The following is a 24,855-nucleotide window of genomic DNA, read 5'->3' as shown; positions in this document are numbered from 1 at the left end:
TGATTGTAATGTCATTACATTCATCAGGCCAATCGGTGATTGTAACAGAGGGTGATTCAGGCGGGTGGGAGGGGTTGCCCCCTCCTCAATAACGATTTACAGCGCTATACGGATAACGTCATCCGGCTGGGTGGCTTCTTTCTGACGGCTGGATTCCTGCTTCACGCTGACGTACAGCGTTTTACCGTCGGCGGAGAGCGCCAGGCTGTTCGGGTGAGTCGGGGTTTTGAAGGTTTTAACGACCTTGTAGGTTTTGCCGTCAATCACGCTCACTTCACCGGCTTTACGATGGGTCACATAGGCTTCGTTACGCGTCGGGTTGAACAGCACCGCCAGCGATTCCGGCGCGGCAATTTTCTGCAGCACTTTGCCATCGCGGATATCGACTACCAGAACTTCCGGCTGTTTGCCGTCGGTGATAAAGGCGCGGTGACCGGCGGTATCCAGGCTCAGGTTCAGATAGAAGTGCTCTTTGCCGTCATCCTGCAGCTTTTTGCGGCTGATGATTTTGTTGCTGTCGCTGTCGATGGTCAGCAGTTCGCCATCAGCATTGGTGGTGTAAATACGCTTGGCGTCAGCATCTACCGCCAGGCCGGTAGCCATGGCGCCGGTATTGGTGATGGTATCTTTCAGGGTCAGCTTGTCGCCGTCCACAACCCAGATCACGCTCTCTTTACCCAGACCAGTAATGTAGACGGTGTTGGTTTTTTCATTGACCGCCAGCTCACGGGGCGCCAGCGGGCGCACGGTTTCGCTGCGTTTGCGGTCGTCGAGCACCAGACGGCCTTTCACGGCACCGGTCTTCGCATCAATTGCGGTGACGGTGCTGTCGGTGGTGTTACCAAACCACAGCGTTTGCGTGGTGGTGTTGATGGTCGCGCCGAACGGCTTCAGATCGTTATGGATGATCTGGGTAACTTCGAGGGTGGTGGGATCCAGACGGTAAACAATCCCGCCTTTATCCAGCGCGCGGCTTTGTGACGTAGCGACCCACAGTGCATTTTCCTGCTGGCTGTAAGCCATTTCGTATGCGCCCTTACCCACAGCCTTGCGCAGCATTTCGTCTGCCGCATGAGCGCTAAAGCTCCCCGCCAGCAGTAAAGAGGTTAACAGCAGTGAACGGCGCAGACGCGGCGCGGACAGATGACGTAATGACATGACGACTCCCTTTGATAAAACAACTATGTGCCTGCTCAACATGGCTTCCGTGATGCAAAGTCATGGCTTTGCGTTATTTTCAAATGCGAATAGTAATCATTATTTGAGGTAAAGTGGAGCGCTATTTCTGCATCCACGACGCGAAAATAGCCATTCGGTGCCATTATTTAACTAAAATGCCGTTAATAATTTTCAAAAAATTACAAAAGGATTAACATGTGCGCATATGTTCCGTTTGGTTCGTTTTACGAGTAGCTGTCATGAAAATCCTTTCCGTGCGCACGGTTGCGCTTCCTGCCCTCCTGTTACCTCTCTTTGCCCTGGCCGAGAGCAACGAGCAAACCATGGTCGTCACCGCCGCACCGACCACGGTGTCCGAACTTGATACCCCCGCCGCCGTCAGCGTGGTTAACGGGGATGAGATGCGCCAGGCCGCCCCACGGGTGAACCTTTCCGAGTCGCTGGGTGCGGTGCCGGGGCTGCAGGTGCAGAACCGACAGAACTACGCCCAGGATCTGCAATTATCGATTCGCGGTTTTGGTTCCCGCTCAACCTACGGCGTGCGCGGACTGCGGATCTACGTTGACGGCATTCCGGCCACGATGCCCGACGGCCAGGGGCAAACCTCGAATATTGATATTGGCAGCGTGGAGAGGCTTGAGGTACTGCGCGGGCCCTTCTCTGCCCTGTACGGCAACTCCTCCGGCGGGGTGATCAATGTGTCGACCCAGACCGGCAGCCAGCCGCCGACCATCGAAGCCAGCAGTTATTACGGCAGTTTCGGAACCTGGCACTACGGCCTGAAGGCGACCGGGTCCGTCGGCGACGGAACCCACGCCGGCGACGTCGATTACACCGTCTCGACCAACCGCTTCACCACCCATGGCTATCGCGACCACAGCGGCGCCCGTAAAAACCTGGCCAACGCTAAGCTCGGCGTGCGCATCAATGATGTCAGCAAGCTGACCCTGCTGTTTAACAGCGTGGATATCAAAGCCAATGACGCCGGCGGGCTGAGCTACGACGAGTGGCAGAGTAATCCGCGCCAGTCGCCTCGTGGCGACCAGTACAACACCCGTAAATCGACGAAACAGACCCAGGCGGGGCTGCGCTACGAAAGAGCGCTCAGCGAGCAGGATGACCTGAGCGTCATGATGTATGCCGGGGAGCGCGAGACCACACAGTATCAGTCAATTCCCCGGGCGCCGCAGCTCAACCCAACCCATGCCGGCGGGGTTATCGATCTGACGCGCCATTATCAGGGCATTGATACCCGCTGGACCCACCGCGGCGAACTGCTGGTGCCGGTCACCTTCACCACCGGGCTCGACTATGAAAACATGAGCGAGCGCCGCAAAGGGTATGAAAACTATGTGATGGTCAACGGCGCACCGCAGTACGGCGAAGAAGGCAGCCTGCGTCGCAATGAACGTAACCTGATGTGGAACCTCGATCCCTATCTGCAGACTCAGTGGCAGCTGACGGAGAAGCTCTCCCTCGATGCCGGGGTGCGCTACAGTTCGGTGTGGTTCGACTCCAACGATCAGTACATTACAACTGGCAATGGCGATGACAGCGGAGAGGCCAGCTACCACAAATGGCTGCCGGCAGGCTCGTTGAAGTACGCGGTGACCGATGCCTGGAACGTCTATCTTTCCGCCGGTCGCGGCTTTGAAACGCCGACCATTAACGAGCTCTCCTACCGTTCGGATAACCAGAGCGGCCTCAACTTCGGCCTGCAGCCATCAACCAATGAAACGGTCGAGATCGGCAGCAAGACGCGGATCGGCAACGGCCTGTTTACCGCGGCCCTGTTCCAGACCAATACCGATAACGAGATTGTGGTGGATGCCAGCAGCGGCGGGCGTACCAGCTATAAGAACGCCGGTAAGACGCGCCGCCAGGGGCTGGAGCTGGGGCTGGATCAGCAGTTTGCTGAGAACTGGCGCCTGAAAGCCGCGTGGACGTGGCTGGATGCGACCTACCGCACCAACGTCTGTGACGACAGCAACTGCAACGGCAATCGGATTCCGGGCATCGCGCGCAATATGGGGTACGCCTCATTCGGCTATCAGCCGGACCGCGGCTGGTACGCCGGCAGCGATATCCGCTATATGAGCGATATTATGGCCAACGATGAGAACACCGCCAAAGCGCCATCATGGACGGTAGTCGGTCTCACCACCGGGTATAAATGGAGCTACGGCAAGATGGATATGGATCTGTTCGGCCGCATCGACAACCTGTTTGACCGCAGTTACGTCGGTTCGGTTATCGTTAACGAGTCCAACGGTCGCTACTACGAGCCAGCACCAGGGCGTAACTACGGCGTCGGCCTGAACCTCGCCTGGCGGTTCGAGTAACGCTTTTATCTCCCCGGTAAGCGCAGCGCCACCGGGGGATAACACTAAAAAACCCGGATAGCTGGCGTTATCCGGGTTTTGCTTATCGTCGTTTTGCAAAGCGTGACGCGAAGTTAATCGTCGGGCGAAACGCGGACCACCACTTTACCGAAGTTCTTACCCTTCAGCAGGCCGATCAACGCCTCGGGCGCACGTTCCAGCTCATCGATCAGCTGCTCGCGATATTTGATTTTACCTTCCTGCACCCAGCGGCCCATTTCAGCCTGGAACTCAGCAATACGATGGCCGTAGTCCTGACCGATGATAAAACCCTGCATGCGGATGCGTTTTTTCAGCAGCGTCCCCATCAGCAGCGGCAGACGATCCGGCCCTTCCGGCAGGCTGGTGGCGTTATAGCCGCTGACTAAGCCGCAGACCGGCACGCGCGCCGAGGTATTGAGCAGCGGCAGAACGGCATCAAACACCTTACCGCCGACGTTTTCATAGTAGATATCAATCCCCTGCGGGCAGGCCGCAGCCAGCTGGGCGGCAAAATCTTGCGCATGGTGATCGAGACAAACATCAAACCCGAGCGTCTCCACCGCGTAGCGACATTTTTCGCTGCCCCCGGCGATCCCCACCGTACGGCAGCCTTTGAGTTTGGCAATCTGCCCGACCGTGGCGCCTACTGGCCCGGTCGCGGCAGCCACCACCAGCGTTTCACCGGCCTTCGGCTGACCGATATCCAGTAGCCCCATATAGGCGGTAAACCCAGGCATGCCGAGTACCCCCAGCGCCCAGGAAGGATGCTGCGGGTCGGTGCCCAGCTTTACCAGCCCGCTCCCGTCGGAGAGTTCATAGTCCTGCCAGCCGCTATAGCCCAGTACCCATTCACCAGCTTTAAAATCAGCGTGATGGGAGACTTCAACACGGCTCACCGTACCGCCGACCATCACCGCGCCAATCTCCACCGGCGGCGAATAGGATGGCGCATCGCTCATCCGGCCACGCATATAGGGATCCAATGACAGATACACCGTGCGCAACAGTAGCTGGCCTGGGCCTGGGGTCGGCACATCGCCCTCTTCCAGACGGAAATTATCCCCGGTCGGTTCGCCGTGCGGGCGGGAAGCCAGCACCAGTCGACGATGACGCTGTGGATGAAAAGCCATAGCAAACTCCTCCAGTTAAAAGCCTGTACCAAGGCTAGTCGCAATTGGCGCCGCGCACATTGGCATTATGAGGCAGATTGATTTAACCGCACCACCAGGTAGGTACAGGATGCGTTGGATTCATTGATAAACCGGCAGTCGTTTGGCGGCCCCAGTTCGAGGCAGTCGCCGGCCCGCATCTCATGCCGGGTGGCGCCCTCGACAAAAACCAGCTCCCCCTGCTGCAGCCAGATAAGCTGGCGCGCCAGCGCATATGACGCCGCCGGCATCGGCACGTCGCTGCCCGCCGGCAGCTCCACCTGCACCAGATCGATCGGCAGATCGCTGCGCGGAGAGACGTGGCGCCGCAGATAGTGGCTTTGCGGATCGCGCCAGACCGGCTGCTGGGCAAAACGCAGCAGTTTCCCTTCCTGCATCTCCGCTCTGGCGATCAGGGTGGACATACTGATGCCAAAGGCGCCGGAAAGCCGCCCGAGCATCGAGGCCGTCGGGCTGCTTTCACCGCGCTCGATCTTGTGGATCATCGCCCGAGAGGCACCGGCACGCTCGGCCAGGTCACTAAGCGACCAGCCGCGAGATTCGCGTTCGATGCGTATGCGTGCGCTAATGCGCTGATTCATATTGTCTTCAGTCGTGTTCATAGCGTAGTACTATAGTGTATGAATTGACCCGCAACAAGATGATGTCCTCCGAAATCCTTAGCCTGTCCCATTGCTCGCAAGCCCTTACATTGAACGGGATAAGAAATTTTTCGCTAAAACAGATGACAGCGTCACGTACAGTATTGTAATAATGTCGTACTACTATAGTGAACAGTTACTGAGGTCTGCTATGTCCATTCGTTACGCTGGCAAAGAAGATTGCGCTGCGATCGCCGAAATCTACAACCACGCGGTCTTGCACACCGCCGCTATCTGGAATGATAAAACCGTCGATACCCATAACCGCCTTGCGTGGTTTGAAGCCCGGCAGCTGGCCGGTTTTCCGGTGTTGGTCAGCGAAGAAGATGGTGTGGTTACCGGTTACTCCTCTTTTGGCGACTGGCGCGCTTTTGACGGTTTTCGACATACCGTAGAGCATTCGGTCTATGTGCACCCCGATCATCAGGGTAAAGGGTTGGGCCGCGCCCTGCTGGTAGCGCTGATTAACGAAGCCCGTCGGCTCAATAAACATGTGATGGTGGCCGGGATCGAAGCGCAAAATCAGGCCTCGCTGCATCTCCATGAAACGCTGGGGTTTGTCACTACCGGGCAGATGCCGCAGGTGGGGACTAAATTTGGTCGCTGGCTGGATCTGACCTTTATGCAGCTGCAGCTTGACGATCGCCGCGATCCGGACGGCAGTGCATGAACCAGTCGTTGACCCTCGCCTGCCTGATTGCCGCAGGCATCGGGCTGGTGGTGCAGAATACCCTGATGGTGCGCATCACCCAGTCGGCGTCCACTATCCTGATCGCCATGCTGCTTAACTCGCTGGTCGGGATTGTTATTTTCGTGACGATCCTGATGCTGCGCCACGGGGCCGCAGGATTTCAGGAGCTGGCGGTCAGCATCAAATGGTGGACCTTGATCCCGGGCCTGCTGGGGTCATTTTTTGTCTTCGCCAGCATCAGCGGCTATCAAAACGTCGGCGCGGCCACCACCATTGCGGTGCTGATCGCCAGCCAGCTGGTGGGGGGATTAGTCATCGATATTATCCGCGCGCACGGGGTGCCATGGCGGGCGTTGCTGGGGCCGCTGTGCGGCGCAGTGATGCTGGTAGCAGGCGCCTGGCTGGTAGCCAGACGCCAGTTCTGAGGCGGTCGGTCAGAGAATGGCGCCACCCTTGTTTAACTGCTCGCGGCGCGCCTCCTGCTCTTCATGGTGCTGACGCCCGTGATGTGCAATGGTGGTGCGCAACCGCTGCTGCTGGGTAAAGCGCTCGTCGCGGCTCAGCTCAGCGTCATCGCTAAGCGCGATCAGCAGTTCATTCATATGGGTGATGACCCCTTCGGCAATCGCCGCGTCCACGCGGGCGATAACGTCATCCAGATGCGCCATTCTGTTCTCCTTTCGCTTTAATTCAGTTTTACTTTCGAAAAATCGCTGCCCATCAGGCTCACGCTATAGCCCGTGACGTTGCTGCGCGTGGCGTAGAAGGTTTTGCCTGTTGCCAGAGTGATCCATGGTGCCTGCTGGTAAAAGATCTCCTGCGCCTGGCCATACAGTGCGGCACGCTGCTGCGGGTCGCTGACCAGAATCGCTTTTTTCACCAGCGCGTCATAGGACTTATCACACCAGCGGGCCACGTTAGAGCCGGTCTTAATATTATCACAGCTCAACAGGGTGCCGGCAAAGTTGTCCGGGTCGCCGTTGTCCGACATCCAGCCAAACAGCGCGCTGTCGTGCTCCCCTTTGCGCATGCCGGAAAGGTATTCGCCCCATTCATAAGTCACGATGTTGGCCTTGATGCCCACTTTGCTCCAGTCGCTCTGGATCATTTCAGCAATGCGCCGCGAATTGGGGTTGTACGGCCGTTGCACCGGCATTGACCACAGGGTCACTTCGGCCCCTTTTTCCAGCCCCGCCTGTTTCAGCAATGCTTTAGCCTTTTGCGGATCGTAATCGTAATCCGGCAGATCTTTCTTATAGCCGAGCATGTTTGCCGGCAGCGGCGATTTGGCGACGGCGCCAGAATCTAAAAATACCGCGCGGACGATCGCCTGTTTGTCGGTGGCGTAATTCAGCGCCTGACGCACCAGCACGTTATCAAACGGTTTTTTCTCGGTATTAAATGCCAGGTAGCCGACGTTGAGTGCTTCAACCGAATGTAGCGCCAGATCCTTATTCCCTTTGATGACCGGGAACTGTACCGGCGACGGCGCCGGGATAATCTGGCATTCGTTGGTTTGCAGCTTCGCCAGACGCGTCTCGACGTTCGGGGTAATAGAGAAGATCAGGTGTTTTGTCGGCACCTCGCCGTCCCAGTAATGCGGGTTGGCAATATAGCGAATCAACGAGTCGACTTTATATTGCTGCAGCGCGTAAGGCCCGGTGCCAATTGGCCAGGTATCGACGTACTCCGGCGTGCCTTTTTTCAGCATGGCGTCGCCATATTCCGCCGAAAGAATAGAGGCGAAATCCATCCCCCAGTCGGCGAGGAAGGCGGCATTCGGCTCCGCCAGCACAAACTGGACGTGGTAGTCGTCGACCTTTTTCACTTCTTTAATCAGCTTATCCAGACCGACGTCGTGGAAATATTCATACTGCCCCTGCGACACGTTGTGGTACGGATGTTTGGCATCCTGCTGGCGCAGCACGGAGAACAGCACGTCATCGGCGTTAAAATCGCGGGTCGGCGTAAAGTATTTGTTGCTGTTGAACTTCACGCCTTGACGCAGGGTGAAGGTCCAGGTTTTGCCATCCGGGGAAACGGTCCACGCGGTCGCCAGCGACGGAACCGGCGTGTTTTTCAGCGGATCGAAGGTAATCAGGCGGTTATACAGCACCTGAGAGCTGGCAACAAAAGAGGGGCCGGAGCTGGCAATTTGCGGGTTAAAAGATTCCGGTGAAGCTTCGGAGCAATAAACCAGCGTATCGTTCCCGGCCGCCCATGCGGCACCCGCCGGTAGTAATGTGCTTAACGCCAGCGCAAGTAACGTTTTCCCTGTAGACATGGTTATAAACCTTATCAATTTGTTATATGTGTATTAAATGTATCCTAAATAATTCAGGCTGCATAAAGGCTCACAGAACCAGCTAACACAGATGCAGCCTGAAGTATGACGGGTATAACAGCACAGCATGATCCAACCGGCAAATAATCAATTGGCATCAGGTTATGCGCAATGCGGTGTTTTCGTTGATTAATTCAGCAACCCCTCCCTCCGGTTCGCAGAAGTTGTGAACTGCCTACAAAACCGGGAAAAAAACGTGCGATAACCGCCCTGCTTTTACCGCACGCTTGCGCCACCCGGTACACTCGGAAAATCGCAGAACAGTGAGGCTTCCCATGACAATAACCTGCACGTTATACACCAACGGCCAATGGCACGATGCCGAAGGCCAGGCCACTTTCAGCCGCCACCATCCGCTGAGCGAAGAGACCGCTTCTGTCGCCTCTGCGGCAAGCCTTGCCGATGCCCGACGCAGCGTCGAGGCCGCAGCAGCGGCCTTCCCGCAATGGCGTGACACGGCGCCAGTTGAGCGACGCCGTCTGCTGCTGGAAGCGGCGGAACAGCTGCTGCTGCGCGAGGCGAAGTTTATCGCCGCCATGGCGGCAGAAACCGGCGCCACGGCCCACTGGGCCGGTTTTAACGTCCATCTGGCGGCCGATATTCTGCGTGAAGCGGCCGCCCTCACCACCCAGATCGAGGGCCAGGTCATTGCCTCAAACGTGCCGGGCAATCTGGCGATGGCGGTGCGTCAGGGCGCTGGCGTGGTGCTGGGCATGGCGCCGTGGAATGCGCCGTTGATCCTCGCCACCCGCGCCATTGCCACGCCGCTGGCCTGCGGAAACACGGTGATCCTTAAAGGCGCAGAAATATCCCCCGCCAGCCAGGCGCTGATCGTCGACGCGCTGGCGGCAGCCGGGTTACCGGACGGGGTGGTGAACTATCTGACCTGCGCTCCGGCAGATGCCCCGGCGCTGGTCGAAGCGCTGATCGCCCACCCGGCGGTGCGTCGGGTCAATTTCACCGGTTCCACCGCAGTAGGCCGTATTATCGCCCGTACCTGCGGTCAGTATCTGAAGCCGGCGGTGCTTGAACTGGGCGGCAAAGCCCCGCTGCTGGTGCTCGACGACGCCGACCTCGACCAGGCGGCGGCCGGGGCAATATTCGGGGCCTTTGCCAACGCCGGGCAGATCTGTATGTCGACCGAGCGGATCATCGTCGATGAGTCTATTGCCGAGGCGTTTATCGCGCTATTGAGCCGCCGGGCGGCAACCCTGCCCGCCGGGCTGATAGGCCCGGTTGTCGATATGAAAACCGTGGCGCGCTGTAATGCACTGATTGACGATGCGCTGGCAAAAGGCGCGCGGCTGTTAACCGGCGGTAAGGCCGACTCTCCACAGATGCAGGCCACCCTGCTTGATGGCGTCACCCGCGAGATGCGTATCTGGCAGGAAGAATCCTTCGGGCCGGTGAAAGCGATATTTCGCGTCAGGAGTGAACAAGAGGCGCTGGACGTCGCTAACGAAAGCGAATACGGGCTCTCGTCTGCGGTCTACAGCCGTGACAGCGCCCGGGCGTGGAACGTGGCTCAGGCGCTGCAAACCGGTATCTGCCATATTAACGGCCCCACCGTGCACGATGAGGCCCAGATGCCGTTTGGCGGCTGTAAAGCTTCGGGCTACGGGCGCTTCGGCGGTCGGGCAGGCATTGCTGAGTTTACCGAACTGCGCTGGATAACCCTGCAGACCCGCCCGCGCGAACTGCCGTTTTAATCATTCCGGCTGCGTGTGGTTAGCAAATTCCCATAGGCGGTTATAGGCCACATCATTCAGCTGACGTTCTGCGGCGATAGTGCCGCGGAACGGTCGCGACGTGGTTGCGGCAGCGCCCCACGGCGCAAGCTTATCGTAACTGCCGTCAATGGTGCTGTGCGCAATTACCAGTTGGCCATTGGCGGTATTGCCCGGCAGATAACCGGTCTTCCCTGCTCCCTGATCCCAGGCGCGCCCCAGCTTCGCTTTAAACACCCCCTGATAGCCGCTATCGCCGGTAAAGCGGCTGTTCAGCACCAGGAAACCGTAGGGGTTGTCCGGCAAGGTGTTGGGCGCCAGCACATAGGCTTCCGGCGAGTGACGCGTAGAGACGGTATGGAAATGCACCCGATCAAACACCACATTCGCCCGACCAAAGACATAATCAACATCCCCTTCGACGTAGCTGTCTTTGATATAAACCCGGCTGATCCGGTCGGTGACGGCGGCGTTACGTTGATCGCTGGTATTCAGGTAGAGGGTATCCTGACGCCCCAGCAGGCGGACGTTCTGCAACTGGACCCGGTCGCCATCGGTGCGCAATGCCACCCCCTGGTGGGTTCCACCATCGACGTTGTCGAGCAAACTGTTCACGATGCTGATATTCGCCAGCTGAAAATCGGCGCTTTGCGCCCACATCACCGCCGCGCAGTTGGTACCAATCATCGGGGTGGTCCGCTCGGCGCACAGCGCGTACTGGTACCAGGCAGGATCTCCCGGACGGTATTGCTGCTGTGCATTAACCACCTGACGATAGCGTTGCGGCGAGAATTGTGAATCCAGCGGCAGTTCGATTCTCACCGCCTGGGGATCGGCCCCGCTGCCGTAGATGGTGACCGGCGGCGCGTCGGCCGGGATATAGACCGTTTCGTGGTAGACGCCCGGCTCCACCCGAATGGTAATGGGCTGGCGATCGCCTGCCTGCTGGCGGAGTGCGGCATTTAACGCCTGCTGAACGCTGGTGTACGGGGCGCCGCTGTGGGCCACCCGCCACGGCGTGTCCTGTGCTTTCAGTACCTCCGGCGACGGCGTCCACGGGCCGTCAGGAGATGCTAATAAGCCGCCGCGCGCAAAATAGTTCGCCTGGGTAAAGGCGCTCGCTTCTGCGGCGGTGAGTAACGGGCGCGTTTCACTTCCACGTTCGCTTCCGCCTGGCGTCGGGGTTGAACATCCTTGCATAACGAAGGACATGCTAATCAACAGGGAGAGCGCAGGTATCGGGATCTTCGGCATTTATCGGGCACCATATATTATTGGAATGAATGACCAATATTAATGAAATGCCGTTCCTTTAATCGTGCCGGGATCACGCTTTACGTTTCTGCTTCCACCCGCGCGCAAAAACTGGCAACCCTGTCAGCCAACGCGGCGGGGTTTTCCCAGGCCATCGAATGCCCGGCATCCGGCACCGTCAGCAAGGTAATACCCTCGGCCTGAACATCATCGGCTTCCTGGGCGGGTAATGACAGCGCGCCGTAAATCAGGGCTTTGTGGCAGGTTAATTGTTGAAAACGGCTGAACCACGACGGCGCCACACCGGCTACCAGGCTGCTGGCCCCCCGCCATACCGCCCAGGGCGCGCTGTTTTGCAGACACCCGGCCCAGGGAGAGGTCTCTGCTGCCAGCATGTCGGCATAGCCGCTGGCGACAAATTCAGCTTCCGGTTGCGCGGCGATAGCCCGACTGAACATTCCGCCTCCGGCATACAGATTAGGCTCCGCCACCAGCAGGGCCAGAATGCGATCGCCGAGGTGCTCAGCCGCTTCGATGGCAATACTGCCACCCATGCTGTGGCCGTAGAGATAACAGCGGCTCAGTTGAAGATGATCGAGTAGCTCCACCACCACCTGGGCCTGCTGACCAGTACTGTAGCCAAACTGTGGAGGCTTATCGCTATAGCCATACCCCGGGAGATCGATCAGCAACGCCCGTCGCCCATGAAACGCCGGGTCGGTCACCACGCGGGGATAATCGTAGGAAGACGCGCAACCCAGGCCATGAATAAAGACCACCGGTTCGCCGCGCCCAGGGAGATCGAGCCAGCGCACGGTCGCGCCAGCCAGGGAGGAGAAAAAGCCGTTCATCATATCACTCCATCAGCATAGACTGTATTTTTATACAGTACCAATATACTGATTGCCAGCGACTTTATAAGATCAGAACAGTGAGACCAGCAGCGCCATTGGGAAACTAAATGGCCATGTAGCACCGATCAACAAGGCCGCCAGCAGGCGGATAAATCGGCTTTCTTTGGTTAAAAACCAGCTTATTATTGCGCAGATACATCCCATAACTGCGTAAAAGACCAGCATTTTCTGGTATAGGGTCATTCTTATTCCTTCCCTGACAAGCGCCATCAAGGTACATGCTTTATATACTCAAGCGGTACCAGAGCATTCACATCACCACATAAATATTACGGTATTTAACGCCCAATTCATCCTTGTCTGATAGCACTTCCTTTCACCTCGTACTATACCTGTAGAGGCTTACTCATAAAGGTGGCGTTATGGATGTTTCCAGCAAAACCGTAATTCTGATTAATGTCGGTGCAGCGTTTGCGCTTATCAGCCTGTTATCTGTTCGTTTTGGTTGGTTTTACTGATTTACTCAGCAAAGAAACCTAAAAAAGCAGCCTCCATGGGCTGCTTTTTTACGATTTTATCGCGGCTGTTTTATCAACACTGGTCTGAGACTGGGCCTGTTGCACAGCAATAACCCGGTTATAATCAGGGTCATATTTCGGTAGCAAATTAACTTTTTCACTATCCCACTCTGCTGCAACGCAAATGGCTTCGCTGGCCCCTTGCTGTTCACAACCCCGAATATGCTGTGCCGGTAAATGACCGTATAGCAGTGCCGTGGCGCAGGCCACCGACAGGAGAAATACTATCTTTTTCAAAACAAGTTCAACGTTAAAGTAACAAATTATGATAAATGGTCGCATGCGGGTGTGTGCAAAGTCAAATTTCAAACGCTCTCTTTTCCGTTCAGTATCGGACTTGCCAGATATTTTTTAACATTTTGTCTACATTCTCTTTTTGGGACAATGCGCAATCACCGCCACTATTTCCTGCCAGCTAACCATTTCCTTTTAATTATGAAATGCGAATAATCTGTAAGCCTGAATAAAATTGGGTGCAATTGATTTTTTTAGTTTAAAAGCAACAGAGTCAACATGATGCAATATAAAAATGGTTATGGCGCTTCGAAAAACGCCCTCAATAAAGCTATGGACGTTGGCAAAAAAAACAATAACAATGACAATTGCATGGGATATTTTACGCTCATAAGCCCTTGCAACTCATGTTGTTAACGTCGTGACACAAACCCTCACAAAAATCGATACAGCGCAATAAGTTAGCACTACCTTGTTAATAAACTGTTGTAATAAAAATAGCGAAAAATAGTATTTGCCTTATTAGGCTTGCGAATTTATATTCAGGTGCGCTTTTTTCACTTTTTTAGTGTTCATTTTATTTTTGAGGTGGCTCATGTCCGGAATTATTGTGCTGGTTGTGGCGCTAATATTGCTGGTCCTTGCAGTATACAATCTTTATTCATACATTCGCGAACGTCGTCACTCCACCCTGCCGACGAAAAAGAATAAACGCTAGCCTGAAATATCCACAACGTCATCATTGTCTCCCCAGGCTAAATAATCTTGCCACGTTCCTTTTATCCACAATGAATCAGACAGTTACCCGGGAAAGTCATTTAATTGCTAGTAACAGCCCCCCTTCAAGGTGTGCTACTTATGTAAAACGGGCCTCCCGATAGGGTAAAAAAAACCCTGCATCATATGCAGGGTTCTTATGCAGGTCGCAGCTCTGGCAACCTCAAATTGGGTTACGCGCCCCACCCGGCGCTTATCTCCGGCACTCACTGTGGCTTAGCTCTTGAAGGGGCATAAGAATCATCTCATATCTCTTCATATTTGTTTTAGCAATAACTGCCATTGTGATTATTAGCAAGCTAATGAGCGTAGTGTGTGATAGTCTCACCGATGACAAAATGTTGGCCCGGAAGTCGGTTGTCCACCTTCAGCATCATTGCTATCCCCTTTTTCGCGGTTTCAGTGACTTTGCTGGTTCTGAGGGCTTTCAGAAGAGAACGAACATGCCTTATCATAGGTCGTGTATTGATGGCTTCTGACATTGTTAACACGGTCATTGGCCTCTCGCTGTAGCGCGGACCCGGCAGCATAAGCCGTCTGCGATCCATGGATAGTTAAGGTAATTAAATGAGTTTTGTCTGGTATATGACGCTGATCTGTATTCTGATGGCCTACCTGATGATGAGCGTCCTGCCAATGTAGCCTGTCTCACCCGCAGACAGGATGCCACTTTCCTGCTCAAACACGCTAAAACCAGACCAGGGATATCACCGGAACCGACGGGAAAGTATGACTCGTCGGCCGATACCGCTTACAACCTCTACGCTGATATCCTGCAACAGCTCTGGCCCTATTAAGATTTGGGAGCGCCAGCAGTGAACTTTCATGAGCATCTAACGTCTGACCGATGAACTCAAGCAAAGCAGGTTTAATCACATGAGATTTATTTTCCCGGTTCTTGCCATAATAGGTATCTCTGGATGCGATGATGCCAGACAATCCCCGCCACCGTTTCCCAACGAACTGCATAGTAAATTCGAAAGCCACACAGGAACATGGCAACTCATTGATAAAAAGAAAGGCCCTGACGGAGATGTCATCGAGGTTCTTTTATTTAATACCGCTGATGGTGAGGTGTGTAAAATAACCACAATATCTGATAAAGACAGGCCATCAGATACATCACCGGTACGTTGCTACTCTGTAAATGACCATGAAACAGACCGCACACCGCCCGCTGAGGATGACGATATCAATAACGACAAGGATCAGTAAGTAACAATAATTAGCCCCCACTGCGCACAAGCCCAGCAACAGACTAACGATCATCGATAAAAATGGCCCGCTAATGCGAGCCATTATAAGCCCTGCTATTCACTTATCTAAATGCCGTATTCACCGGAACTTCCGCATCAGGTTCATGCGTAATTCTGTTTCGGAGATCCCGGCGGATTATCTCAATAGACCAGAACCATACTAAGTGGCCCAGTATCTCAGAAACGTTTTCATACCATGGAAGGTCGAAAAGAGGCGGAGTTAAGCCCATCAGCGGGAATGAAATCATATGAACGAATAATTGAGCGAGTGCACCGGCTAGCAGCCCCTGCCATAACTTAATTTTAGGGAATACTTCAGCAACAACACAATATCCAACGGCGAACACAATGGAAAATATGATGTGTGTTACGCCTACCCAGTTGAACACATGCCCTGCGAAGGTATAGACCGCTGCATTAGGATCTGCCAGCCCCAGCCAATCGCGTAGAAAAATGTAGGGAGGGTTGAGGAAGTTCCTGGAGCAGTCAATTTGTCCGGCAGCCCGAATTAATGATTCTGGCCCACACGCACTGGTAAACATGTCCACAGGACTACGTGGAGGAAGCGGGACTTCAGCGCCCCATTTTACGAATGCCGAAACCACCCCTGAGATAAGCCCAACAAACAATGCAACACCATAACGCCGTCTGCGAGGTTCAGTTTGTACAAAAAAGTCTCTTAACGCCATAAACCCACCACTCATAAGGAATATTTACAGTTCATTAATCTTCCTTAAGTTGGATGCGTATCATTTTGATTTAGATCACTGTTTGCATTCCACTCCACAAAATTTGTTTCATAAGCAAAAAACCCGCCAGATGGCTGACAGGTGCACTTTCCGGTTGAACGAGGGATGCGAATTGAGCTTCACTCACCCACTCATGCCCCACATCAAGCGGCTGAAACATGAATGCATCACATTACAGCCGCTTACTTATCGATGAATTCTTTATCATCATGTGCACCACCCATGCCCACGGGTAAACTCAAAAAACAAATAGCTCCACACCGCTGAGAGGATTGAGGAAAAAACGCATCTGTTTCATTATAAATATTCTTTACTTAACGTTCGCGATAAGAACAACATTTCCTTTAAAAGGACCCGCTACTGGATTGAGTGCGGACAACCGCGATGCGATAGTTATATTTTTGAAATCATTAACATCAATAACCGGTGATTCACTACCTTCGATGGTCACCGTCGATGTGATCCCACTACCAAGTGCTACAGGCTGGTCCAGAAGCCTGAATTCCACAGCTGCTGGCTTTGTGCATCGAAGAGTAATGGTGGTCGTTTTCGTGTGTCCGTTAACTTCTGTATCTAGCAAGGTTCCATGATCTATTGTATTTGACCCCACTAATTCAAGGTCACATTGGGCCGGATCGGGTACTTGCGGAATGTTACTGCACGATAAAGGGTCAAATTTTACATCTGAATCAAGATAGGTTGTTGCTATCACTGACCGTGTTACAACAGTGCACGATCTTACCAGTGCATAATAACTTGATGGCGTATAGTGTATATAAGTCCCTGCTCCTTTTGCACCAGCAACACTACCATATTTTTCAGCCAGCGTTACCCATGTATCTTCTGGTTCTATCGGTATCATAGTTCTACCAGCAGAAAAATCAGTATCCCAGTAATCCTTATAATTCGTTTCTGTCGAATCATCATAATCACGCCCCTGCAAAGCAGGACCATAATAACGAAACCCCTCGTCGTATGGATGAATGCTCGTTGGATAACCAGCACCGGAATCGATAGTATCCCACGACACTGAAAGGTTAGATAAAATAACATGTTTATCAATCATAAAGGCATTCACAACAATAAGGCGGGGCTCGGCCTGCAGTGGTTTTGCAAGCAATAACATCATTGTGAGAAAAATAAAACAGGTGATTTTTTTATTATTCATCATTGAAATCTACTTAGTTTGAATGGTTACCGCAGCAGCATGACAATTATTAATATTGTGATTGCACGGCAATAATTACCCTTACTTTTCTTACTCACCCGGTTTGCTCTCATTTACCTTGCAAATCGTGCCAGAACAGTGGAAGGTTAACGCGGGTGGTGGCCGTAGTCGTTCACATAAACCAGCACCGGCCTCTCTCCCACCCAGGAAATAGCGCCATCAAAAAAACACGTTTTGTTGTCATAACTTCGTCCCTTTTTAATAATAATCCGAACTGGCATTCATTGTGTAATGCATCAGTGTCTTGACATCCAAACTCACATTGCAAAAAATAACCGTTCATATCGGTGACTACCGTTTCACCGCAAATCTTCGGCCAGGTCAAATCGATTTCGCATTTGATTTAAAACAATCATAATATTTTGATTTGCCGGGTTCATTTATAAAGAATTGCTCATGACTCATGAATGAGTAATTTATCCTCAAACACTTTTATTTAAAAGATGTTCTTGATCAAATAAGACATTTCAAAACAAATAACCTTTCACTTAACACTTAAATAAACCCATGCAACTTCGCAGGTGGCATAACGTGTTTTTATAGAGATAGATTCTGTAGCGCTTACTTTGCAAAGACTATGGGTCGCGCTAAAAAGCGCGACCCATAGTCTTTGCAAAATCGGTCAGGGCGTCGTAGGCGATCGGGACGAGGCGGTGAGTGGCTGCAATATAAATTTATTATATTACAGCCACTTATATTGGTATTAGTGCTTTATCATCACGTGGCGCACCACCGTATAGTCCTCCAGACCATACATCGACATATCCTTGCCGTAGCCGGAGAGTTTCTGCCCGCCATGCGGCATCTCGCTCACCAGCATAAAGTGGGTGTTTACCCAGGTGCAGCCGTACTGTAAACGCGCGCTTAGCCGGTGGGCTCTTCCCACATCCTGAGTCCACACCGATGAGGCCAGGCCATACTGCGAATCATTAGCCCATGCCAGAACCTGATCTTCATCGCTGAACGAGGTCACGCTGACTACCGGGCCAAACACTTCCCGCTGGACGATCGCATCTTCCTGTTTTGCCCCTGCCAGCAGCGTCGGTTGATAGAAGTAGCCTTTGCCATCCACCTTGCTACCGCCCGTGACCACATTGATGTGTGCCAGACCACGTGCGGCCTCGACGGCAGCGCTAACCCGCTCCAGATGGGCCTGAGAGCTGAGCGGCCCCAGTTCGGTTGCCGGGTCGTCCGGTTGGCCGACCTTGAGGCTGGCCACCGCGGCGCCCAGTTTCTCGACCAGGCGATCGTAAATCCCCTGCTGGGCGTAAATCCGGCAGGCGGCCGTACAGTCCTGCCCGGCGTTATAGAAGCCAAAGGTGCGAACCCCTTCCACAACCGCGTCGATATCCGCGTCATCGAAGACAATCACCGGCGCTTTGCCGCCCAACTCCATATGAGTACGTTTTATCGAGGCAGCGGTATGCCCGATAATATGCGCCCCGGTCGCGATCGAGCCGGTCAACGACACCATGCGCACCTTCTGGTGCGCGGTTAACGGGTCGCCCACAGTTTGTCCGCGGCCAAACAGCACGTTCAGCACGCCAGGCGGCAGAATATCTTTCGCCAGCTCGGCCAGCTTCAGCGCCGTTAATGGCGTGATTTCTGAAGGTTTGATCACCACGCAGTTACCGGCGGCCAGCGCGGGCGCCAGCTTCCATGCCGCCATCATCAGCGGGTAGTTCCACGGTGCGATAGAAGCGACGACGCCAACCGGGTCGCGGCGGATCATCGAGGTATGCCCTTCGAGATATTCCCCGGCCGCCATCCCCGGCAGGCAGCGGGCTGCCCCGGCAAAAAAGCGGAACACATCGGCGACGGCGGGCAGTTCGTCGTTAATCACGCAGTGCAGCGGTTTGCCGCAGTTTAAGGATTCCAGTTTCGCCAGGGTCTCGGCATGGTCGTCGATGGTATCCGCCAGCTTCAGCAGATATTCCGAGCGGCTCTTCGGCGTGGTCTGGCTCCAGCTGTCAAAAGCCCGGTCTGCCGCCTCAACCGCTGCATTGACCTGCGCTGCAGTCGCTTCGGCGATCTCGAGGATGGCCTCACCGCTGGCAGGATTGAATACCGGCACCATTTCGCCTTCACCCGCCACTAACTCACCGTTAATCAAAAGGTTATGTTGCATAGTATTATCCTGTACATGAGAATTATTTGCCGTTTTCAGCATTCGTGTCGCCGTCACGGGTGAGCCACCAGGCTCCCAAAATAGGGATCATCGTCACCAGCATGACCAACAGCGCAACCACGTTGGTGATCGGTACATCGCGCGGGCGCCCCAGTTGATTGAGCAGCCACAGCGGCAACGTGCGCTCGTGTCCGGCGGTAAAGGTGGTGACGATAATTTCGTCAAACGATAAGGCAAACGCCAGCATGCCGCCCGCCAGCAGCGCCGACCCCAGATTGGGGAGCACCACATAGCGAAAGGTCTGCCAGCCCGTAGCGCCTAAATCCATTGACGCCTCCACCAGGCTCCACGAGGTCCGGCGAAAGCGGGCAATCACATTGTTGAACACCACCACCACGCAGAACGTGGCGTGCCCCACCACGATAGTCAGCAGGCCGGGTTCCAGATTAACGGCCTTAAACGCCGTCAGCAGCGCAAGCCCGGTGATAATGCCCGGTAGCGCAATCGGCAACAGCAGCAACAGCGACACGGCGTTCTTGCCAAAAAAGGTGCTGCGCCACAGTGCTCCTGCAGCCAACGTGCCAAGTACCAGCGCAATAGCGGTAGACAGCGCTGCAATTTTTAGTGACAACGTCACTGACTCGATAATATCGCTGCGTCCGGCGGCCTCGCTGAACCAGCGTAGCGTCAGCCCCTGCGGGGGAAAACTAAAGGCCGCATCTTCGGTATTGAAGGCATACAGGGCGATTATTACCAGCGGGAAATGAAGGAAGATCACCCCGCCCCAGGTGGCTATTTTCAGAAACAACGGTGCGCGTTCAGAGTGCATCAAACGCTCCCAGGCGTTTCACGAACGCCAGATACAGGGCAATCAACACAATCGGCACGAGGGTAAAAGCGGCGGCCATTGGCATATTGCCTATCGCCCCTTGCTGCGAATAGACCATGTTGCCGATGAAGAAGCCCGGCGGCCCCACCAGCTGCGGCACGATAAAGTCCCCCAGCGTCAGCGAGAAAGTAAAAATCGAACCGGCGGCGATGCCGGGGATCGCCAGCGGCAGCACCACGTAGCGGAAGGTCTGGCGCGGGCGGGCGCCAAGATCGGCGGAGGCCTGCAGCAAAGACGGTGGTAAACGCTCCAGCGCCGCCTGTACCGGCAGGATCATAAACGGCAGCCAGATATAGACGAACACCAGGAAACGCCCCAGGCCGGAGGTCGATAGCGTATTGCCTCCGATGGCCGGGATCGTCAGCACCAGGTTCAGCAGTCCTTCCAGCCCCAGATGCCCGAGAAACCACTGCGCCACGCCATCTTTCGCCAACAGCAACGTCCAGGCGTAGGCTTTAACAATGTAGCTCGCCCACATCGGCAGCATCACCGCGATGTAAAAGAAGGCTTTCATTTTGCCGTGGGTATAACGGGCCATATACCACGACATCGGCAACGCCAGCACGGCGCTGGCAATGGTCACCGACAGGGCCATCACCAGGGTACGGATAATGATGTCGTAGTTTGCCGGATTAAATAATGCCTTGAGGTTGGCGAGAGTCAGGTCGCTGGTGACCGACATGGTGAAATCGTCAAAGGTATAGAAGCTTTGCCACAGCAGCGTCAGCAACGATCCCAGATAGACAATCCCGAACCACATCAGCGGTCCCAGCAGCAGCAAAAACAGGCCGAGCGACGGCTTGCGCCAGAACAGTCCGGAAAGGCGCCCGGACGCGGGGCGCGGAACGACCATTGTCATATCAGCCTCCCCGTTCCAGCGGCACCATCGCCGCCCGCGACCACGAGGCCAGCACCGTTTGCCCGGCCTGCGGTACGCTAAGCGCCATGCCGCTATCGCTGTTGGCCTGACTGACCAACAGCTTGCCGCCGCCCGCCAGTTTCAGTTCGATCCGCGTGGCGGCGCCCTGGTACTGCACCGCCTGCACGGTACCCTCCACCTGCACTTCTCCTTCCCGGTTAAGGCAAATATGTTCCGGGCGCAGAGACCAGACGCCGTGCATCCCGCACAGACGCGAAGCCAGATCGCTATCAAACACGTTGGCAGTGCCGACGAAACCGGCAACAAAAGCGGTTTTGGGACGCAGATAAAGGTCGTGCGGGGCATCCACCTGCTCGATGCGCCCGTTATTAAAGACCGCCACCCGGTCAGACATCGATAGCGCTTCGCCCTGATCGTGGGTGACAAAAATAAAGGTAATCCCCAGCGCCTGCTGGAGCTTTTTCAGCTCCAGCTGCATCTGTTCACGCAGTTTTAAATCCAGCGCCCCCAGCGGTTCGTCAAGCAGCAGAACCCGTGGTTCGTTGACCAGCGCCCGGGCAATCGCCACCCGCTGGCGCTGGCCGCCGGAGAGTTGTGACGGCTTGCGGGTATGGACGAACCCCAGGGCGACCTTTTCAAGCGCTTCCTGCGCACGAAAATGGCGCTCTTTTTTGCCGATCCCTTTCACCATCAGCCCGTAAGCGACGTTATCGAGGATGGTCATATGGGGAAACAGCGCATAGTCCTGGAAGACGGTGTTCACATCGCGCTGCCACGGCGGCAGTTCGCTGGCCTTGCGGCCAAAGATTGAAATCTCCCCGCCGGAGAGCTGTTCGAAACCGGCGATCAGCCGCAGGCAGGTGGTTTTGCCGGAGCCTGACGGCCCCAGCATTGAGAAAAACTCGCCATCACGGATCCCCATGCTGACGCCATCCACCGCGCGGACATCGCCGTAGAAACGCGAGACGTTATGAAACTCTACTGCATAGGTCATGCTCAGCCTCCGGCCAGTCAAATACCGCCCATAATGGCGATATAATCCTGTGTCCAGCGGCTGTAAGGTACGAATTTGCCCCCTTCGGCAACCGGTGTTTTCCAGAAGGCGATTTTCGAAAACTCGTTGTAGCCATTGGTTTCACAGCCTTTATCCCCCAACAGCGTGCTGGCTTTACAGCCCTGCGGCACCACCGGCAGCGAACCAAACCAGGCCGCGACGTCGCCCTGTACCTTCGGTGTCAGCGACCAGTTCATCCATTTATAGGCGCACACCGGATGTTTGGCCTCGCTGTGCAACATAGTGGTGTCGGCCCAGCCGGTGACCCCCTCTTTCGGGAAAACGGTGGCTATCGGCTGGCCTTCGCTTTTTAAGCCGTTGGCCTGGTACGGCCAGGCGCTGGAGGCCACCACGCCTTCGTTTTTGAAGTCGCTCATCTGCACGGTGGTGTCGTGCCAGTAGCGGTGGATCAGTTTGCGTTGATCGCGCAGGACCTTGAGCACCGCCTGATACTGCGCTTCGGTTAACTGGTAGGGATCGCTGATACCCAGCTGCGGCTGCGTCGCTTTGACGAACAACGCCGCATCGGCGATATAGATCGGGCCGTCATAGGCCTGAATGCGCCCGCTGTTGCTTTTACCGTCAGAGAGATCCTGTTTGACAAACACCACGTTCCAGCTGTCCGGCGGCGTCGGGAAGACCCGGGTGTTGTACATCAGCAGGTTCGGCCCCCACTGGTACGGCGTGCCGTAAACTTTTCCGTCGACGTTAAACCAGGCGCCTTTTTCGACCCGTGGGTCGAGGGTGTGCCAGTTAGCGATAAGCGCGGTATTAATCGGCTGCACTCGCTTGCCCATAATCAGGCGCAGGGAGGCATCACCAGAGGCGGTGACCAGGTCATAACCGCCTTTCGCCATCAGGCTGACCATTTCATCAGAGGTCGCGGCGGTTTTCACATTCACCTGGCAGCCGCTCTCTTTTTCAAACTGGGTCACCCAGTCATAGTTTTTGTCGGTCTGACCGCGTTCGATATAGCCCGGCCAGGCAATAATATCGAGCCGACCTTCTCCTTTATCCAGCGAAGTTGGCGGTTGCGCGGCCTGCACGGTCAGGCAGGCCATACCCAGTGCATAAAGGCTGCCACGGGCTATTTTTTTGCTCATTGGGTGTTACTCCTGTCACAATAAAATTAGCGGCAGCCATGCCGTAAAAATATCTCCCTTAAAAAGGGTAGACGGCGCCCTGTGACCTCCTGGAGAAATTTATTCAGGTTGTGACAAGGGGCGCATTCCGCGAACCCTGGGGAACAATATGGATTATAGACAAGGAGTTAGAGGCTGAATATGACTATGCATATTTCCTATGGCCGGTGTCGGTAAAATATTTACCGACAGGCCTGGATAATAATATTTATACCCGTCGTCTTTTAAAATTCAGGGGGTGTTGGCCGGGATTCAGCTCAGCAGCTCGCGAATAAGTTCACCGAGGCGTTTCACTCCTTGTTCTTCTCTTTCACCCCAACCCCACGCGGTATTAAAACGGAAAAATGAGGCCCAGTTGGCGGTGGTGGAGAACATTTTCCCCGGCGCGATGCTGATATTATCCTGCAGCGCACGGGCGCTCAGTTCACCGGCATCAGCGCCTTCCGGTAGCTCCAGCCACAGAAAATAGCCGCTATCGCTATGATGAATTTTGACCTCGGCGGGTAAATGGCGCAGCAGCGCCTGCCAGGCCAGCTGTTTGCGTTCGGCAAGCTGGCGGCGCAGACGGCGAAGATGCGCGTCATAGCGCCGGGTAGAGAGATAATCCACCAGCGCCAGCTGCATCGGCGAGCTGGTCGAAAGGGTACTCATGAGCTGCAGCTGCTGAATCCGTCGGGCGTGTTTACCTGCCGCCACCCAACCAATACGAAAGCCCGGCACCAGACATTTTGAAAACGAGCTGCAGTGCAACGTCATCTCATGGTGGTCCCAGTATTTCGCCGGCAGCGGCTTTTCCCGGCCAAAATAGAGCTCGCTGTAGACATCGTCTTCGATCAGCACCACGTTATAACGCGTCAGCAGCTCTACCAGCCGGGCTTTTTTCTCGGCGCTGAGGGTAAAGCCGAGCGGGTTTTGTCCGTTGGTCATCAGCCAGCAGGCTTTGACCGGGTAGTTTTGCAGCGCCTGCTCCAGGGCGTCTAAATCGATCCCCTCTTTGACGTCCGTCGCCACCGACAGCGCTTTTAAGCGCAATCGCTCCAGCGCCTGCAATGCGCCGTAGAAACAGGGATTTTCCACCACCACCCAGTCGCCCGGTTCGGTCACCGCCTGCAGGCTGAGATTCAGCGCCTCCAGGGCGCCGGCGGTGATCACGATATCATCCGGCGAGATATTCATCCCCTGCAGGGCATAGCGGCGGGCGATCGCGTGGCGCAGTTCGCTATTTCCCGGCGGGAGGTTTTCAATGACGCTCATCGCCGTCGCCGTTTTACTCACCTGCGCCAGCGAGCGGTTTAGCTGCTGGAGCGGGAACAGGCGCGGGTCGGGAAAGGCCGAGGCAAACGGCAGCATCGAGGCCCGGCGGCTGGCCTGCAGTACCTCAAAAATGTAGGTATTGATATCCACCGCTTCGTCGCGGGTCACCTGCGCGGGTGGGGCCGGCTGGCGTAGCTTGACCGGCTTCGGCGCCACATAGTAACCGGACTGCGGCCGGGCAATAATCCGCCCCTGACTTTCCAGCAACTGGTAAGCATGGCTGACGGTCATAAAACTCATCCCGCTGCTGACCACCTGCTCACGCAGCGACGGCAGGCGGTCGCCGGGTTGCCAGACGCCAAGCGCCATCTGTTCGGTTAACTGCTGCGCAAGCTGCTGGTATTTTTTCATGGCACGGTCCGGGAGATCTGATGTGCCTGACAGTATATCAGCCATAAAAAAAT

At 55.1% G+C, this 24,855-nt stretch carries 24 protein-coding genes; 7 read left to right on the top strand and 17 right to left on the bottom strand.

The window, feature by feature from the left end:
- Nucleotides 1-96: 96 nt before the first annotated feature.
- Nucleotides 97-1,158, bottom strand: coding sequence for a YncE family protein (locus tag EDF82_RS03460; RefSeq protein WP_123754205.1), 1,062 nt, complete (start codon nt 1,156-1,158; stop codon nt 97-99).
- Between the two features lie 260 nt (nt 1,159-1,418).
- Here EDF82_RS03460 and pqqU point away from each other — a divergent pair, with 260 nt between their 5' ends.
- Nucleotides 1,419-3,521, top strand: a complete 2,103-nt coding sequence (gene pqqU / locus EDF82_RS03455; RefSeq protein WP_199733656.1) for a TonB-dependent receptor PqqU — start codon at nt 1,419-1,421, stop codon at nt 3,519-3,521.
- 113 nt (nt 3,522-3,634) lie between these two features.
- Here the strand turns inward: pqqU and EDF82_RS03450 are convergent, their stop codons facing one another.
- Nucleotides 3,635-4,672 (bottom strand): NADP-dependent oxidoreductase, encoded by a 1,038-nt coding sequence (locus EDF82_RS03450; protein WP_123754204.1) that lies wholly within the window; start codon nt 4,670-4,672, stop codon nt 3,635-3,637.
- A 65-nt stretch (nt 4,673-4,737) separates the two neighbouring features.
- Nucleotides 4,738-5,313: an XRE family transcriptional regulator gene (locus tag EDF82_RS03445; RefSeq protein WP_123754203.1), complete on the bottom strand. Its 576-nt coding sequence runs from the start codon at nt 5,311-5,313 to the stop codon at nt 4,738-4,740.
- Nucleotides 5,314-5,503: 190 nt separating this feature from the next.
- Here EDF82_RS03445 and EDF82_RS03440 point away from each other — a divergent pair, with 190 nt between their 5' ends.
- Nucleotides 5,504-6,022, top strand: coding sequence for a GNAT family N-acetyltransferase (locus EDF82_RS03440; protein WP_123754202.1), 519 nt, complete (start codon nt 5,504-5,506; stop codon nt 6,020-6,022).
- Nucleotides 6,019-6,468: a DMT family transporter gene (locus EDF82_RS03435; protein WP_123754201.1), complete on the top strand. Its 450-nt coding sequence runs from the start codon at nt 6,019-6,021 to the stop codon at nt 6,466-6,468. Before EDF82_RS03440 ends, EDF82_RS03435 begins: the two co-directional genes overlap by 4 nt.
- 9 nt (nt 6,469-6,477) lie before the next feature.
- On the opposite strand, the gene EDF82_RS03430 is transcribed toward EDF82_RS03435, so the two are convergent.
- Nucleotides 6,478-6,711 carry a YdcY family protein gene (locus EDF82_RS03430; protein WP_123754200.1) on the bottom strand — a complete coding sequence of 78 codons (234 nt, stop codon included), beginning with the start codon at nt 6,709-6,711 and terminating at the stop codon, nt 6,478-6,480.
- A 17-nt stretch (nt 6,712-6,728) separates the two neighbouring features.
- Entirely contained in the window at nt 6,729-8,327 is a 1,599-nt protein-coding gene (locus EDF82_RS03425) for an ABC transporter substrate-binding protein (RefSeq protein ID WP_123754199.1), read from the bottom strand.
- A 335-nt stretch (nt 8,328-8,662) separates the two neighbouring features.
- Here EDF82_RS03425 and EDF82_RS03420 point away from each other — a divergent pair, with 335 nt between their 5' ends.
- Nucleotides 8,663-10,096 (top strand): aldehyde dehydrogenase, encoded by a 1,434-nt coding sequence (locus EDF82_RS03420; protein WP_123754198.1) that lies wholly within the window; start codon nt 8,663-8,665, stop codon nt 10,094-10,096.
- On the opposite strand, the gene EDF82_RS03415 is transcribed toward EDF82_RS03420, so the two are convergent.
- From EDF82_RS03415 to EDF82_RS03405, 3 genes are all read right to left on the bottom strand, one after another.
- Nucleotides 10,097-11,368, bottom strand: coding sequence for a putative acyl-CoA thioester hydrolase (locus EDF82_RS03415; protein WP_123754197.1), 1,272 nt, complete (start codon nt 11,366-11,368; stop codon nt 10,097-10,099).
- Nucleotides 11,369-11,448: 80 nt separating this feature from the next.
- Entirely contained in the window at nt 11,449-12,219 is a 771-nt protein-coding gene (locus EDF82_RS03410; protein WP_123754196.1) for an alpha/beta fold hydrolase, read from the bottom strand.
- 72 nt (nt 12,220-12,291) lie between these two features.
- On the bottom strand, nt 12,292-12,465 hold the full coding sequence (locus EDF82_RS03405) for a GhoT/OrtT family toxin (RefSeq protein ID WP_123754195.1): 174 nt from the start codon (nt 12,463-12,465) through the stop codon (nt 12,292-12,294).
- A gap of 179 nt (nt 12,466-12,644) precedes the next feature.
- On the opposite strand from EDF82_RS03405, the gene yncL reads away from it, so the two are divergent.
- Entirely contained in the window at nt 12,645-12,740 is a 96-nt protein-coding gene (gene yncL, locus EDF82_RS03400; protein ID WP_071844919.1) for a stress response membrane protein YncL, read from the top strand.
- A 48-nt stretch (nt 12,741-12,788) separates the two neighbouring features.
- Here yncL and EDF82_RS03395 read toward each other — a convergent pair whose 3' ends face one another.
- Nucleotides 12,789-13,109, bottom strand: coding sequence for a hypothetical protein (locus EDF82_RS03395; RefSeq protein ID WP_370453874.1), 321 nt, complete (start codon nt 13,107-13,109; stop codon nt 12,789-12,791).
- A 520-nt stretch (nt 13,110-13,629) separates the two neighbouring features.
- Between EDF82_RS03395 and EDF82_RS25120 the strand changes: the two genes are divergently transcribed.
- Both EDF82_RS25120 and EDF82_RS03390 read left to right on the top strand, forming a co-directional pair.
- The gene (locus tag EDF82_RS25120) at nt 13,630-13,752 is read left to right on the top strand and encodes a small membrane protein (protein WP_148060375.1); all 123 of its coding nucleotides are present in this window, start codon (nt 13,630-13,632) and stop codon (nt 13,750-13,752) included.
- 935 nt (nt 13,753-14,687) lie between these two features.
- Nucleotides 14,688-15,026: a hypothetical protein gene (locus EDF82_RS03390; RefSeq protein ID WP_123754194.1), complete on the top strand. Its 339-nt coding sequence runs from the start codon at nt 14,688-14,690 to the stop codon at nt 15,024-15,026.
- 103 nt (nt 15,027-15,129) lie between these two features.
- Here the strand turns inward: EDF82_RS03390 and EDF82_RS03385 are convergent, their stop codons facing one another.
- The 8 genes from EDF82_RS03385 to EDF82_RS03355 form a co-directional block, all read right to left on the bottom strand.
- Nucleotides 15,130-15,756, bottom strand: a complete 627-nt coding sequence (locus tag EDF82_RS03385; protein ID WP_123755465.1) for a YagU family protein — start codon at nt 15,754-15,756, stop codon at nt 15,130-15,132.
- Nucleotides 15,757-16,126: 370 nt separating this feature from the next.
- Nucleotides 16,127-16,987 carry a hypothetical protein gene (locus EDF82_RS25115; RefSeq protein WP_148060374.1) on the bottom strand — a complete coding sequence of 287 codons (861 nt, stop codon included), beginning with the start codon at nt 16,985-16,987 and terminating at the stop codon, nt 16,127-16,129.
- A gap of 760 nt (nt 16,988-17,747) precedes the next feature.
- Complete coding sequence (gene patD / locus EDF82_RS03380) at nt 17,748-19,172, bottom strand: aminobutyraldehyde dehydrogenase (RefSeq protein WP_123754193.1); 1,425 nt, start codon at nt 19,170-19,172, stop codon at nt 17,748-17,750.
- Nucleotides 19,173-19,194: 22 nt separating this feature from the next.
- Nucleotides 19,195-20,001 carry an ABC transporter permease gene (locus EDF82_RS03375; RefSeq protein ID WP_123754192.1) on the bottom strand — a complete coding sequence of 269 codons (807 nt, stop codon included), beginning with the start codon at nt 19,999-20,001 and terminating at the stop codon, nt 19,195-19,197.
- Nucleotides 19,991-20,920 (bottom strand): ABC transporter permease, encoded by a 930-nt coding sequence (locus tag EDF82_RS03370; RefSeq protein WP_123754191.1) that lies wholly within the window; start codon nt 20,918-20,920, stop codon nt 19,991-19,993. Before EDF82_RS03370 ends, EDF82_RS03375 begins: the two co-directional genes overlap by 11 nt.
- A 1-nt stretch (nt 20,921) precedes the next feature.
- A complete protein-coding gene (locus tag EDF82_RS03365) occupies nt 20,922-21,935 on the bottom strand; it encodes an ABC transporter ATP-binding protein (protein ID WP_123754190.1) in 1,014 nt (337 codons plus the stop codon).
- Nucleotides 21,936-21,952: 17 nt separating this feature from the next.
- Nucleotides 21,953-23,098 (bottom strand): putative ABC transporter substrate-binding protein YdcS, encoded by a 1,146-nt coding sequence (ydcS, locus tag EDF82_RS03360; RefSeq protein WP_123754189.1) that lies wholly within the window; start codon nt 23,096-23,098, stop codon nt 21,953-21,955.
- Nucleotides 23,099-23,389: 291 nt separating this feature from the next.
- Nucleotides 23,390-24,802: a PLP-dependent aminotransferase family protein gene (locus EDF82_RS03355; RefSeq protein WP_123754188.1), complete on the bottom strand. Its 1,413-nt coding sequence runs from the start codon at nt 24,800-24,802 to the stop codon at nt 23,390-23,392.
- Nucleotides 24,803-24,855: the final 53 nt, after the last annotated feature.

Origin of the sequence: Klebsiella sp. BIGb0399 (assembly GCF_003752615.1) — a bacterium.
GTDB classification, from domain to species: Bacteria; Pseudomonadota; Gammaproteobacteria; order Enterobacterales; family Enterobacteriaceae; genus Klebsiella; species Klebsiella lignicola.
Note: the sequence above shows the minus strand (reverse complement) of the source record. Positions and strands in the feature narration are given on the sequence as shown.